Origin of the sequence: Pedobacter nyackensis, from assembly GCF_900176505.1 — a bacterium.
Lineage (GTDB): Bacteria > Bacteroidota > Bacteroidia > Sphingobacteriales > Sphingobacteriaceae > Pedobacter > Pedobacter nyackensis.
Genome location: NZ_FWYB01000001.1, coordinates 573618 through 589128 on the forward strand (window position 1 = coordinate 573618; position 15511 = coordinate 589128).

Annotated in this window: 10 protein-coding genes; all 10 read left to right on the forward strand. The window is 38.3% G+C overall.

The features are described 5' to 3' along the window. Positions 1–11: 11 nt before the first annotated feature. The 10 genes from B9A18_RS02340 to B9A18_RS02385 all read left to right on the forward strand — a co-directional run bounded on the left by B9A18_RS02340 (position 12) and on the right by B9A18_RS02385 (position 15319). Complete coding sequence (locus B9A18_RS02340; RefSeq protein WP_159452585.1) at positions 12–1211, forward strand: thioredoxin family protein; 1200 nt, start codon at positions 12–14, stop codon at positions 1209–1211. 88 nt (positions 1212–1299) lie between these two features. Beyond that, a complete protein-coding gene (locus B9A18_RS02345; RefSeq protein ID WP_084287050.1) occupies positions 1300–2484 on the forward strand; it encodes a thioredoxin family protein in 1185 nt (394 codons plus the stop codon). A 395-nt stretch (positions 2485–2879) separates the two neighbouring features. Next, entirely contained in the window at positions 2880–3482 is a 603-nt protein-coding gene (locus B9A18_RS02350) for an RNA polymerase sigma factor (RefSeq protein WP_084287051.1), read from the forward strand. A gap of 62 nt (positions 3483–3544) precedes the next feature. Then, positions 3545–4738 (forward strand): FecR family protein, encoded by a 1194-nt coding sequence (locus tag B9A18_RS02355; protein WP_084287052.1) that lies wholly within the window; start codon positions 3545–3547, stop codon positions 4736–4738. A 205-nt stretch (positions 4739–4943) separates the two neighbouring features. After that, positions 4944–8348 carry a SusC/RagA family TonB-linked outer membrane protein gene (locus B9A18_RS02360; RefSeq protein WP_084287053.1) on the forward strand — a complete coding sequence of 1135 codons (3405 nt, stop codon included), beginning with the start codon at positions 4944–4946 and terminating at the stop codon, positions 8346–8348. 10 nt (positions 8349–8358) lie between these two features. Continuing rightward, positions 8359–9768, forward strand: a complete 1410-nt coding sequence (locus B9A18_RS02365; protein ID WP_084287054.1) for a RagB/SusD family nutrient uptake outer membrane protein — start codon at positions 8359–8361, stop codon at positions 9766–9768. 13 nt (positions 9769–9781) lie between these two features. Further along, positions 9782–10543 (forward strand): DUF4843 domain-containing protein, encoded by a 762-nt coding sequence (locus tag B9A18_RS02370; protein ID WP_084287055.1) that lies wholly within the window; start codon positions 9782–9784, stop codon positions 10541–10543. A 25-nt stretch (positions 10544–10568) separates the two neighbouring features. Next, entirely contained in the window at positions 10569–12221 is a 1653-nt protein-coding gene (locus tag B9A18_RS02375) for a PKD-like family lipoprotein (protein ID WP_084287056.1), read from the forward strand. Between the two features lie 23 nt (positions 12222–12244). Next, on the forward strand, positions 12245–14023 hold the full coding sequence (locus B9A18_RS02380) for a CE1 family esterase (RefSeq protein WP_144009374.1): 1779 nt from the start codon (positions 12245–12247) through the stop codon (positions 14021–14023). 99 nt (positions 14024–14122) lie between these two features. Further along, a complete protein-coding gene (locus tag B9A18_RS02385) occupies positions 14123–15319 on the forward strand; it encodes a thioredoxin family protein (protein ID WP_159452586.1) in 1197 nt (398 codons plus the stop codon). Positions 15320–15511 lie beyond the last annotated feature (192 nt).

Sequence of the window (15511 nt, forward strand, 5' to 3'; positions counted from 1 at the left end):
AAACAAATTCTATGAGATCATTAACCTTTTTGTTTCTGCTGATTGCAGCCATTACCACTAATGCCCAGGAAGGGATTAAATTTAACCAGACTACCACCTGGAACGATACTAAAGCAAAGGCTGCTGCCGAGCGTAAATTGATATTTTTAGACTGTTACACTTCTTGGTGTGCACCATGCAAATGGATGGATAAAAATGTATTCACTGTACCTGCTGTAGCTAACTTCTATAATGAAAACTTTATCAATGCTAAAATTGATATGGAAAAAGGAGAAGGAATTGAATTGCGTAAGAAATATGCTGTCCAGTCTTTCCCAACATTTTTGTTCATCAATGATAAAGGTGAAGTAGTACACAGAACGGCTTCTAAAATGTCGGTGGAAGAATTTCTTGAAGAAGGAAAGAAAGCTGCTAACCCTACAACAAACCTTTCTTACCTAAGTGCAAAATACACAGAAGGTACTCGTGATCTTCCTTTTTTATTGGATTACGTTCTGGTTTTGAACAAATCAGATAGAATGAAAGCAGAGCAGATCGGAAAGGATATCATTAATGGTATCTCTGAAAAAGAATTGCGTACTGAGTTCGGTTGGAAAACAATCAAAGCATTAGCTAGAACTGAAAATGATAAGTTAGGTGCATACTTCATCGCAAATGAAAGCGCTTTTAACAATTGGAGTAAGCCTGAAGAAAGAGAGCAGCTTAAAGATCGTTTGGTTACCAGCACCATGTATGGTTTAATGTCTGGCAAAAACGAAAAGGCTTTCATGGAGAAATTGTCTTATTTTAAAAGTTCTGAAAAGATCGACCGTAGAAAACAAGGCATCATGTTGGAAGCTGATTTTTATTTAGGCGCAGGAAGAACTGCTGATTATGTAAAAATCACTAAAAAAGCTTTAAAGAATGAGTTGAAAGATGATGCTGAGAAGTTGAGCTTCCTGGCTAGAAGAGCGTCAGGTTCTAAAGGTGATAATAATGGTACTGCACCGAAGGCTATACAAAAGCAAGCTTATTTAATGGCAAAAAGAGCGGTTGTGCTTGAGCCAGAAGAATACAGCATTCAATCCACTTTTGCACATGTATGTTTAGCCATGAAAAATAAACCGGAAGCATTAGCTGCAGCAAAGAAATCAAGACTATTGGCAGATGCCGAAACTTCCAAAATTCAAAAGCTTGCTCAGGATTTACTGGACAGAGTTGAAGCGCTTTAAGTTGTAATTGTTTATAGTTTTAAAAAAAGAGAAATAGGCTGTATAATTAATCATCATACAGCCTATTTTTATATCTCATAAAAAAAAGATGAAGAAATTAGGTGCTTTAATTATCCTGTTTGTCGCATTTAAAGCTAATGCGCAAAATGAAATAAAATTTAATCAAACCACTACCTGGAAGGAAACAGCCGAAAAGGCAGCTGCAACAGGTAAATTAATATTTGTAGATTGCTATACCTCCTGGTGTTCTCCATGTAAGTGGATGGATAAAAATGTATTCGTTGAACCAACTGTAGCCACTTTTTTCAATGATAAGTTTATTAATGTTAAAATTGATATGGAAAAGGGGGAAGGTTTAGAGCTTCGCAAAAAATACAGTGTAAAGTCCTATCCAACTTTTTTGTTTGTAAACAGTAAGGGAGAGGTGGTGCATAGAACGGGTTCAAGGATGACTGTTGAAGAGTTTTTGGAGGAGGGAAAAAGGGCTGTTGATCCAAAGAATGGTCTTGTTTCCCTTACTGAGAAATACAATGGTGGTGCACGTGATCTTCCTTTTTTGCTGGATTACTACTTGGTTTTGAATAAAACAGATAGAACGAATGCTGAGAAAATCGGGAAAGATATTGTTAACGAGATTTCTGCGCAGCAGTTAAATACTGAATTCGGTTGGAAGGCGATCAAAACCTTAGCGAGAAGCGAAAGTGACAAGTTAGGAGTACACTTTATGGCTAACCCGAATATGTATAATAGCTGGAGCAAAGAAGAAGAGCGGGATCAGCTTAAAGATCGTTTAATTACCAGTACTATTTATGGTTTAATGAATGCTGATAATGAACAGGCATTTATGGATAAACTGGCCTTTTTTAAAAAATCAGATAAAATAGAACGTAGAAAGCAGGGGGTGATGTTGGAAGCTGATTATTACTTGAAAAAAGGTAGAATAGAGGATTATGTGAAGTTGACCAATTCGGCTTTAAAAAATGAGTTGAAAAACGACGGGGAGAAGCTGAGCTTCCTGGCAGGTAGAGCAGGGTTTAAAGGCGGAACTTCGGTGACCTTTCTACAGCAGGCTTATGTATTAGCAAAACGTTCTGTTGAAATCGCACCTGAAGAATATAGTGTGGTTTCGACTTTTGGTTATACTTGTCTGTATCTGAAAAATAAAGAAGAGGGTTTAAAAGCCGCGAAGAAAGCGTATTTACTTGCTGATTCATTAGGTTCTAAAGTTCAGAACCGGGCAAAACAACTGGTAGATGAGATAGAGGCTCTGTAATTTTTTTATTTTTAAGAACTGGAGGAGCCTGTATCATAAATTATGATCAGGCTCGTTTTGTTTGTTTTTCCATTACCCCACCCAGATCCCGATCTGATTGCAGAGCGCATAATAAGTCCAGGATTAATGATTTCATAAAGGTGAGACGATATCACTGTACAAACAGAGTGGTGCTATTCTTATACTGCTTTGATACGGTCCTGGTGCTTCTATACTAATATGATAGTAGTACGAGAGTAGTACAAAAGTAGTAGTTGTTATAGGCCGTAACCAGACTGTCTATAAGCTTTGTTCGTCCATTATGATTTTTAAATTGAGTCTATTCGCGTAAATTTAAGCTGCGTTCCGATTTCCATGAAATTTTATACATTTGCTGAACCCACAAAAATTTTAGGATGAGATCACCTACTTTACTGAATGAAAGGGAACTGCTGCTTCTATTGAAACAGGGGGACGATGATGCATTTGAAGAAATTTATCATTTGTATAGTCATCGGCTTTATAGTAACTTATTGAAATTGGTGAAGTCGGATGATCTGGCGATGGATCTACTACAGGATCTGTACATAAAGCTATGGAATAATCGATCAAGTATAGATGTCGACAAGAGCATACGTTCATATCTTTTCAGCATTGCTAAAAACCTCGCGATTGATTTTTTCAGGCGTGCAGCAAGAGAATCAAACCTTCAAAATCACCTTATAACAGTTGGGACTGAGTTGTACAATCATGTCGATGATGTCCTTTTCCATAAAGAAACGGCTGTAGTTTTAAATAAAGCAATCATGGCACTGCCGCCACAACAGCAAAAGATTTTTAACCTTTGTAAGATAGAAGGTCGTAGTTATCAGGAAGTGGCATTGATTTTAGGTATTTCACCTGCCACTGTAGGCAATCAATTGGTAAAGGCCCTGAGAAGTGTACGTGCTGTAATGATGAATTCCCAGGATGCATTGATCATTATTGTTTCCCTTATCCTTACACGAGGAATAAAATAATTTTTTTTTAGTTTGGAGTAGTATGATTTCTTTTTTTAAGCGTAATACAATAAAAGGACACTTTGGAAAAGAAAGATCAGCTTAACATTATATTTCAAAAATACCTGGATCAGAACTGTAGCCCCAATGAGATGCAACAGCTCCTTGATTACTTTGGTCTCACTCAAGCAGATGACCAATCATTGGAAGCCTTGATTGAAGAGGTACTTTTAAATAAGGATGTTGTGGTTGCTGATACAGAAACTCAATTGAGATTAGATGCCGGATTTCAACATATTTTAGCCAGGAGAGCTGTGAAAGCTAAACCTGCATTGAGGTTAAGCTTGCTTTACAGTAAATGGGCTGTGGCCGCTATGCTGTTTATAACTGTTGGTGTCGCTTTGTTCTATTTTACTAAATCTGATACACCTGCAGTCGATGTTGTTGCTCAGCATACATTTAAACCGGGAACTGAAAAAGCCAGACTTACTTTAGCTGATGGGACCGTAATAGATCTGGAACAGGCTGTAAATGGAAAGCTGAATAGCAATGATGGAGTTGCAATAACGAAAACTGCTGATGGTAAGCTGATTTATGATGTAAAAAATATGGACGATGTAAATGGCCCTGTTTCTTACAATACTTTAGTAACCCCAAGGGGTGGACAATACGATGTAATTTTACCGGATGGATCTGTCATTTGGTTAAATGCAGCTTCCTCATTGCGATTTCCTACGCGATTTGTTGGAGCAGAGCGACGTGTAGAGCTGAGCGGCGAAGGCTATTTTGAGATTAAAAAGAATGCGAAGCAACCGTTTGTAGTTGTTTCCGGTGGTCAACAGGTGACTGTACTGGGTACACATTTTAACATTAATGCTTACCATGAAAATAATGTGATCAAAACAACATTACTAGAGGGTGCGGTTAAAGTTAGTAAAGGCACGAAAAGTTATTTGCTGGCTCCGGGCCAGGAGGCTAGTCTAGACAATCTGAATGATAGTTTCTCAATCGCAAAGAATGTTGATGTAGCTGTAGCAGTTGCCTGGAAAAATGGCAGATTTAGCTTTGATGCGGCCAATATTAAAGAAGTAATGCAGCAAATAGCCAGATGGTACGATGTGGATGTCCTTTATAAAGGTGATTTCTCTAATGTAGAATTAACAGGTGAAATCCCAAGAGGAGCTGATGCCAGTCGTGTTCTAAATCTGTTGAAAGGAACCAAGCAGGTAGATTTTATCATCAATGGAAGATCAATAACCGTTATTCCCTATAAATAATTACGCCTATAAATAAACTAACTATAAACCATAAACTAAAACCAACCAATTCATGATTAAAACCTAAACTAAAACCACAATGAGTACCTATAAACGAAAAACGGACCCCGATCGCCATCGGAATCCGCTAAATAGTTAAGGCTCACCTCAAAAAAAACGACACGTTTAATATCTTATTTTACTAAACCTCAACCAATACAAAAGTATGCAACTTATTATGTATTGCAAAACCCTGTGCAAGCAAGGTTTTTTGCAACGCCAGCCACCTAATGGACTGGAATTTGGAAATGAAACGCCTTGGAACCGTTTCCATAGAACGATATTGATCATGAAACTTACTTCTATTTTTATACTCGTTAGTTTTTTACATGTTAATGCCAGCTCTTTTTCTCAAACTGTAACCATTAAAGGAAACAACCTTACTCTTAAACAGGTGTTCAAGGAAATGACTGAGCAAACAGGATATGGGTTCTTGTACAATCCAAAATTGCTGAATGCGAACGCCAGAATCCAGCTTGATCTCAAGAATGAGTCATTAAAAGATGCTTTAGCAGTATGTTTAAACGGACAGTCATTAAACTATTCAATTGTTGATAAGACAATTTTACTTAGTCCCATGGCTTCAGACGAATCAATCAGCTCAGTAGCCAGAGTTGCTCCATTACCGGTAAAGGGTAGAGTAACCAATGAAAAAGGTGAGCCCATGGCAGGGGTTACTATCATATTCCTTAAAAACACGGCTATTACCGACGCTAAAGGAGAGTTTAGTCTTCCAGCTTCTGCTGACGGGCAGCAAGTCACTTTTAGCTTCGTCGGTTACGATAAGTTAACCAAAGTCTTATCAGCCAAAGAAGGTCCTTATGAAATTAAATTGAAGCCGACTCAATCAGATTTAAAAGATGTAGTGGTCACAGGTTACTTTAAGAGAACAAAACAAAGTGTCACGGGCTCTCAGGTGGTTGTACAGGGCGACGAATTAAGAAAAGTGGGATCACTGAACCTGATGCAAGCGCTTAACGCATTTGATCCGTCGATCAGAATGGCTCCGAATTTAGAATTTGGCTCTGACCCGAACCGCGTACCCGAAATTACTGTTCGAGGTGAAAATGGTTTTGACTTGAGGTCTAGTGCCGATGATTCAAGAAGTAATCCCAATGCACCATTATACCTGTTAGATGGTATTGAAGTTACGGCAACTAGAATCTATGATCTGGATATGAACCGTATTGAATCTTTCGTGATTTTACGGGATGCTTCTGCGACTTCTTTATACGGATCTCGTGGTGCCAATGGTGTAATTTTGATCACGACTATTCCACCTAAGGTAGGAGCTGTTCGGGTTTCTTTCAGTTCCAATACCACTGTCTCTATACCGGATCTTCGGGATTATAATTTGATGAATTCAAGAGAGAAGCTTGAGTACGAGCGCCTTGGAGGTGTGTTTACCAGCCCGTCGAATAATCGTGAGGAGCAAATCTCATTGGATATTAAGTATAATGATCGGTTAGCTGAAGTGGCTCGCGGAGTAGATACCTATTGGTTGTCCAAACCCGTGACTACGAGTATTAATCAGCGCTACACCGCTTTTGTAGAGGGAGGGGATAGAAGCTTCCGATATGGGGTTAATTTAAATTATGACAAGGATAAGGGGGTGATGAAGGGATCCGGTCGTGATCGTTATGGAATCAATGTAAGCTTTAATTATTATGTCAGACCCGATTTTCTAATTAGGAATGATGTGACGGTTAATAATGTAAAAGGTTTCAATTCTCCTTACGGTTCATTTTCTACCTATGCTCGTCAAAATCCAGTTGAACGGATATATGATCGGGCAACAGGGGAGTTGATTCGTTCTTACGAATTCAATAGTTCAATTAACCCATTGGTTAATGCCGCTCTGCCCAATACCGATTTCGATCGCTATACAGAGATTCAAGACAATTTTAATATGGACTGGCGTGTCAGTTCTAATTTTAGAGTGACCGGTAGAGCTTCCCTAAGCAAAAAGATAAGTAAAGCTGAACAATACCTCTCTCCACTTTCCTCCTCATTTGATAAGGAAACAGAGACCAACAAAAAAGGTAGTTACACAATTTCTGATCGTGATGATTTGAACTTTGATGGAACTGTTACAGCGGCCTACAATAATGTCTTTTGGGATAAAGTGTCAACCAATATTGGTTTAGGCGCGAACGTAGTTACTACTTCCGGGATTGGCGAAGGTTATACGGCTACCGGATTCTTGAGCGATAACATGAGTTTTATCCAATATGCACAGCAATTCAAGGAGAATTCAAAACCAACTGGCTATTTTGATAAATCCAGAATGATTGGTGTTTTTGCTAATGCCAATATTGGCTATGATAACCGTTATTATTTAGATCTTTCCTTCCGTACCGATGGTTCCAGCCGTTTTGGTAAAGAATCACGTTTTGCACCATTCTGGTCCGTTGGGGCTGCTTGGAACGTGGATAAAGAAGGCTGGTGGAAGAGTGATGTAACTTTAAAATTGAGAGCTTCTACAGGAAGTACAGGTTCAGTTAATTTCTCTGCCGATCAGGCGATCACCAAATACAATTATAACTCGGAATACGAATACAATGGGTATTATGGTGCACAATTGTTGGGCTATGGTAACCCGGCGTTGAAATGGCAAAATACCATACAGAATAATATAGGTGCCGATTTGTCCATGTTTAATAACCTATTGGTTTGGAATATTGATGCATATATCAAGCAAACCCAAAATCTATTGTTGCCTATTGATGTGGCTCCTTCTACAGGATTCTCTAGCTATACCGAAAACATGGGATCTATGGAAAATAAGGGTATGGATATGCGTTTGCGTTTCAATGTACTTCGTGGTCCGAGTAGTCCTTTAAATTGGAATTTCACATTAGGCGCAGCGACCAATAAGAACAAGATTAAAAAGCTATCTAATGCATTGGAAGCTTTGAATGAGGAAGCAAATTCAAATGATAACGTGACAGGACCTAAACCTTTGCGCTCTTATCAGGCGGGTAGATCGCAAAGTGCTTTGATGGTGGTGGAATCATTGGGTATTGATCCGATGACTGGTAATGAAATTTATAGAAAATTAAATGGAGATCTGACCTTTGTATACGATGCGAAAGACAAAATCATTGTAGGTGATGTGAATCCTACCTGGATGGGAACCTTCCAATCCAATTTCCTTTATAAAGGGCTTAATTTGTACTTTATTTTGGCTTATGAATACGGTGCGAAGATTTACAACTCTACATTGGCACAGAAAGTTGAAGGTTCAGACCCTCGATTCAATGCCGATAGACGCGTTTTATACGACAGATGGAAGCAACCTGGAGATGTAGTGCTATTTAAAAGAATTGATGACACTACGCCTCCATATCAAACTACGCGTTTGGTTCAAAAAAATGATTTCCTGAGACTTCAGACCTTGTCTTTGTCATACGATTTACCAACTCGTACTTTGGAACGCCTGAAGATTGAGAGAGCTAAGATCATGCTCTCGAGCAGTGATTTGTTTAGATTCTCTACCGTGAAAATGGAAAGAGGTACAGCTTATCCTTATGCGCAGACATTTACACTTGGACTTAATTTGACATTCTAAAAATATTGATATGAAAATAAAGTTTTTTATGATTATATGCTCAGTTATCCTGTTCAGCTCTTGTAATAAGTGGTTGGATGTTGATCTGGCAGATAAAGTGACCGAAGAGAAGCTCTTTGGTACACCTCAAGGCTATCAAGAGGCGCTAGCTGGTGTTTATAGTACGATGGCTTCTTCGGGTTTGTATGGGCAGAAGTTGACGATGGAAGATATCGATGTATTGGCTCAATATTATAGTTACGATGGTATATCCTCTACTTACGTAAAGTGGAAAACTTATGACTACGAAGATGCAGGATCTCAAGGTCGGATTTTATCGATCTGGAGAGGAATGTATACGGCCATAAGTAGTGCCAATAATATTATCAAGTGGGCTAAACAAGATGTTAAAGTGCTTGATGCGGACACTAAAAATCAGGTTTTAGGTGAAGCCTATGCCTTGCGTGCTTACCTACATTTCGATTTGATTCGTATGTTTTGTCCTGATGTAAAAAAATCACCCAAAGCTTCTGGTATCCCTTATAATCTGGAGTTCGGTGTGTCGCTTCCACCGATATATACAGTGGAAGAAAATGTACAATTGGTGGTAGATGATCTCAAAGAAGCTGAGAGATTATTGGTTAATGATCCTATTAAATTAGTAAAACCCTACCAAATGGCGAATAAAGACATGACGGATAAGTACGTTGCCCGAATCAATCTGTATGGGGTCAAAGCATTGTTAGCTCGTGTAGGTTTGTTGCGTGGTGATAAAACCAATGCCATTAAATATGCAAAGGAAGTTATTGAATCCGAGCGTTTCCAGTTATTGAATTTTGCTAGTGCAGATAAACCTGATAAGGAAATTGATATGCTTTTTTCAGATGAACATATTTTTTCTTTAAGAAACAAGAAGCTTTCTGATTATACCATTAGCTTGCACTATCCGGAAATAACTCCGACCTCTACTCGATTTGCTTATTTACCTTTTGTGAATATTTCAACATTGTACGAAGGTAATAATGATGATATCCGCAACAGCAAGTGGTTCTCCACCGTGAATGGGAATTTTGTGAAATTCAATGTAGATAACAAATTGAAATTCTTTTCGAAGATGCCTATGATTAAGCTTTCTGAAATGTATTTGATTTTAGCAGAATGCTATTTAGGCAAAGACGATCAGCTTGCGCAGTCCTACATCAATGCATTGAGAGATCATAGAATCCGAAACAATTCCCATTGGACCTACTTGACGATGGATTACATCATGCAGGAAATTAAAAGAGAATTCGTAGGCGAGGGGCAATTATGGTATGCTTATAAAAGATTAAATCTAAGTGTACCGACAAGTAGTGGGACTGTTGGTGTAGTACCACCAAGCGATAAAATATTCGTTTTCCCTATACCATTAAAGGAAATAGAAACAGGTAATCGTAATTAAAAATAAAGATATTATGAAAAATAGAAATATTTTGATGTTGATGTCATTTATGTTTGCAACAATGGTTTTGTCCTCTTGCAACCAGGAAATTGATCATTTGTATAAGGAAAAGTCTAGAATCCAGTTTAAATACTATACCCTGGATTTTAATAAAAAGATGATTTTTAAGGATAAATCTACCTTTTCATTTGGCATGATAGACGAAAAGATCATAAAGGATACCGCAAGGATTGTTGTTGAATTTTTGGGCAAGGCTTCAGACAAAGATCGAACGTACAAAATTAGAGTAGCTGCTGATTCTACTACAGCTGTTGTAGGTGTACATTATGAGCCTATTTCGACTAAGCAAATTTTTAGAGCAGGCAGACTGAAAGATACACTGAAGATTGTGGTTGATCGGACTAAATTGAGCACTAGCTTTACAAATCCAGAAGATAGACGTATAGCTTTGGATATGGTGCCTAGTGAAGATTTTGATCTGGGTATGAAAGGTGGTTTGAGAACCTATTTATACATTAATAATTATTTGTCTGAACCCATTTGGTGGAAATATCCATTGCGTTTACCGTATATCGGGTTTTATCACCCTAAGAAATGGAAAATTCTAATTTCTTTTAACGAGAAGTTTTCTAATTCAGAGACGTGTGAATTTGATTATAATAATCAAGGTAGGTCTTATTTTACGGGATTGGCTAGTTACCTGAATGCTGTTCCCACCTTTGATGATGAAAGTGGTGCCCGGATATACATTGATAGACTGGTACCAAAAATATAATGATTAACAATTTAAAGAACAAAATATGAAAAAGTGCAATATCATAGTACTCATACTTTCGGGATTTCTCCTAAGTTCTTGCTATAAAGATTTAGGTACCCCAGAAAGCGACTATCGTGAGATAAATGAACTCACGATCGAAGGAATCAGCGAACAATACGCACGGGATGTGGACGATAGTTTGTCTATTCATCCTGCAGTTAAAGGTACCATGTATAGTGATACCAGTAAATTCAATTATGGTTGGGAATTTAATAACACTGTAGTTTCCAGAAAATTGAATTTGGATATAAAAGTGGATATGACTCCCGGAAATAAGATATCCAGGTTTATTATTGAAGATAAAGTTAATAAGGTGAAGAAATTTGTAAGATTTAACCTTAATGTATCTTCTTCAACAGCCGGTAACCTGATTATGGTATTGAGTAAATCGAAAGGTAAAGCAGAGCTTTCTTACCTGCGCCTGGATAAGTCAGCCACCTGGGCCGTGAACTATTTCGAATCTCGATATGGATATTCGCTAGGTGTTAATCCGCAGCAGCTGGGATTTGTAATGGCGGAAGCGGCTAGTGCAGCAAATGCTCCCTTTGTAAATGGTTATGGAAGGATTATGGTGTTGGCAGACGATCAGATATCCTTGATTGACAAAAGAACATTAGCTCCAGATCCAGTCAAAACTTTGGAAGCAGGGGCTTTTACCGGGATCGCCTCCTATCCACCTCCGAATACAGCAGGCTATAAGCCTGAGTTTTTTACGCAAGGAGTCAGTATTTGGCGCAGCAATGCCTATGGGACAGGATTTCAGCATATGATCGAATTCCCATTAATATCAGGAGGTGCACTTTATTTTGCAGTTTTGGCACCTTCCGTTTGGGCACCAAGTTTCTACTATAATAAAAAAAGTGTGTATGGCGTAAATGGTTATTTCTCGCCTTATGGTTATTATGATACCATGCTTCCTACAGCGGATGGAAATCTTTTTCAGCATGGTTATACTTTAGGTAATTTTATGGTGTTTGATAGGGTATTTGGACGCTTTGCCTATTCCAGTTACGGTACGAGCTATGCCATTCCGACTACGGCTGTAAAAGAATTCCCTGGGCATGACCTGGTTTATGGATCAGTTACTAGCCAATCTGGAACTTCTTTCTCCGTATTAAAAAGTTCGGCTAATGCACTTCGTTTTTTACTATTGGGTAAAAGCGGTAACACCTATTCACTTCCAGGCGAAGTGAGTGGCGGAGTGGCTAACGATAAGAGTAAATTTTACAATATGAAAACGTCTCCTTATCTATTCTTCACTGCGGGTAATAAATTGTACAAATACAATATATTGGATATCATGTCCAATACTGTGCCTAATGAAGGTCATGCAGTTATATCTTTAACCAATTTAGGCTATTCTGCTGATGCCGTGATTACCAGTATGACTGTCTCCAGGACTGAAAAAACCTTAATTCTTGGGGTATCTCGATACGGGACGGATAAAGAAGGTAACGGGGAAGAGAATAAAGGTGATGTGTTGGTGTTTAATTTGGACAAAACAGGATTGGGATTGACATTTAAGTATAAGCATGAGGGGGTATCCGGAATACCTGTTGATGTGAAAATCAAGTATCAAACCCATTGGAGAGATGGTAAAGCCAATGGCGGATTAGTAGAATTAGATAATATTTAATTAAAAATATAGATAGAAAAGCTATGAAAATATATTTTTCACTCATAATGCTGTCGCTTCTTATCTTTTCCTCCTGTGTAAAGGATAAAAGTAGCTACCTCACGCAAGAGAAGAAAGAAGTGAAGTTAGACGGTTATGAAGTTGACGGTAACCAACCCGCCGAGGCTGAGGGCGTATTAATGCCCGGGCTTCACCAGATCAAATTAAAACTAACCACTAATGGTGTAGAATCAAATAGAAGATTCACGTATTTTATGCCGGTATCGATTAATAAATCGAAGCCTATTTCTTTGATTTTTAACTTTCATGGGAGTTATAATACGGGAGTAGACCCTTTGCAAGACGTAACGATGAATCATCCGCTTTCGCAATTGGCCATCAAAGAAAACTGTATCGTTGTCTTTCCAGCTGGAGAGGATACAGGTGCGGCCGTGAACTGGCAGAATTCAGATTACCATTTGCCATTTGTGGACGCGATGGTAGACTATTTTAAAACGCATACACCTGTAGCTGATTTGAATAGAATTTATACTTGTGGACATTCCAGTGGGGCTATTTTTTCCTTTGTATTGGCCTCTTATCGTTCTGAAGTATTTGCAGCAGCGGTACCGGTTTCAGGACAAATGAAATTGTCTGCTTCAGATGTTCCATCGAGAGCAGTACCGATCAGAGCTTTCAATGGCGTAACTGATGCTACGGTTTTATATTCTGCGGCTTCTGATAATATAAAAGCCTGGGCCAATGCTATTGGTGGTTATTTCACTTCGGATGCGGTGAATAGTGATACCTTAAAGATCGATAACTATAAGCGCTATCTAACTTCAAAATGGGGAGGTGGCAAAACCGATATCGAATTCTATTCCATCCTTGAAGAAGGACATGGTATTAGTTGGTTTTACATTATGCCTTTGATGTGGGAGTTTATGAATGCCCATCCTAAAAATAAGGTTTCATCTGGTTTGTATATATCATCTCAGCTGAAAAGATTTGATGCTCAGGAAGGCCAAACTTTTAGTTCGGAGATCAGATATACTGAAGGCGCTACAGTAAGTGTGCTTTCAGCACCTTCAGATTGGACGGTGAACTATAGTAATAAAATACTCACTGTAAAGGCACCAAATGATTTCTTTGGATCGAGCACCATCAACAGAAAAGGGAATATTAAATTAAAAGTAGAGCGAAACGGTACTTCTGCTGAAATTATCCTTCCTTATAGTTTAACTGCACCTAAAACTTATTATGAAATAGGTGATGTGGTTTACGATGCAGCTTATAATCCAGCAGGTATTGTGTTTTGGGTAAATCCAGCTAACATCAAAGAAGCGAAAATCATTGCTTTAGAACATGTGACCAGGAAATTCGGACCTGTTGGTAGTAGTTTCTTTACACCTGACTATAATGATGGTTATGGGAATACCCTTGCTTTAGTAGCACGGAATAAAACGCTCAATTTGGGTCTGACTGCAGCTACTAGTGCATTTATGTATGCCTCCGAATACAAAGCAAGTCCGGGCACAACAGCGGGCTGGTATCTACCTGCTGTAGATGAATTGAAGCTGGTGGATGCAAATTTAGCAATTGTGAATGCCGCTTTAGCTAAATACGGTGCAGTTATTCAAATAACAAATTCAGCAAGTTCTTACCATTTATCTTCCACTGTGCTGAACCAAAGTGGTAAAAAGTTTTATACCTACGACTACCATACTAATCCAAGTTTTCACGGTTATTATGTCCTGACAGCGAGCTCAGATAATACGGCTTTCGTTTCGACAAGACCGGTTAAAAAAGTAACTAAACCATAAGAATAAAATTATTTATAAATTTAGAAAATGCCTGAAAATAGAATGATTGTTGATTGAAATTAAACTATGATCAGGCATTTTTTTTTAATGCTATTACACATGAGAAAATTAAGTTTATTACTATTGATCCTTGTTGCACTTAAAGTGAATGCACAAGAAGGAATCAAATTTAACCAGACCAAAACCTGGAAAGAAACAACTGAAGCTGCTACTAAAACAGGTAAGCTGATATTTGTAGACTGTTATACCGATTGGTGTGGCCCATGTAAATGGATGGATCAGAATGCATTTACAGATGCAAAAGTTGCGGAGTTCTATAACAAAAACTTTATCAATGCTAAAATTGATATGGAAAAGGGCGAAGGAATAGAGCTACGTAAAAAATACAGTGTACAATCGTTCCCAACCTTTTTGTTTATCAACGGTAATGGAGACGTTGTACACAAAACTGGATCAAGGATGCCGATCGAAGAATTTCTGGAGGAAGGAAAGAAGGCTGCTAACCCAACAAAAAATCTTTCGTACTTAAATAAAAAGTATGAAGAGGGGGCACGTGATCTGCCATTCTTATTGAATTATTACTTGGTTCTAAATAAGTCAGACAGATCGGGTGCTGAAAAAATTGGAAAGGATATCACTAGTGGAATTTCGGTTCAGGAATTGAATACTGAATTGGGTTGGAAGGTTATCAAGACTTTAGCAAGAAGTGAAAGTGATAAACTAGGTGCTTATTTTATGGCTAATCAAACAGCTTACAACAGCTGGAGTAAGCAGGAAGAACGTGATCAGCTAAAAGATCGCTTAATTACCAGCACGCTTTATGGTTTAATGAGAGGTAATAACGAACAGGCTTTTATGGACAAACTGGCTTATTTTAAGAAGTCGGATAAAATTGACCGTAAAAAACAAGGTGTGATGTTAGAGGCTGATTATTATCTGGGAGCAGGAAGAACTGAAGACTATGTAAAGTTAACCAGTGCAGCCTTGAAAAATGAACTGAAGGATGAAGCTGATAAATTGAGCTTTCTGGCCAGAAGAGCCTCGGGAGGCAGAGCTGGTGCTGACCAGGTGTCGCCAGCTATTTTACAACAGGCTTACCTGATGGCCAAACGTGCCGTAGAACTTGAACCGGAAGAGTACGGTAACCAATCTACATTTGCTTCTGTATGTCTGGCGATGAAGAAGAAACCGGAAGCACTTGCCGCAGCAAAAAAGACAAGATCCTTGGCAGATGCAGAGACGTCTAAAATTCAAAAACTTGCACAAGAGTTATTAGATAAAGTAGAGGCATTGTAAAGAGTCTCTAAGTTATTACCATTAAAAGACCCTGTTGAATAAATCGGCAGGGTCTTTTAATTACTAATGTATATTGTCAATAATTTATAATCCAAATATGAACCATAAAAAACTTGCCAGAGCCGGACTATTATTTTACTTCATCTCCATGCTAATATTTTTAACCCTTCCAAAGGAATTAAGGGAAAATAC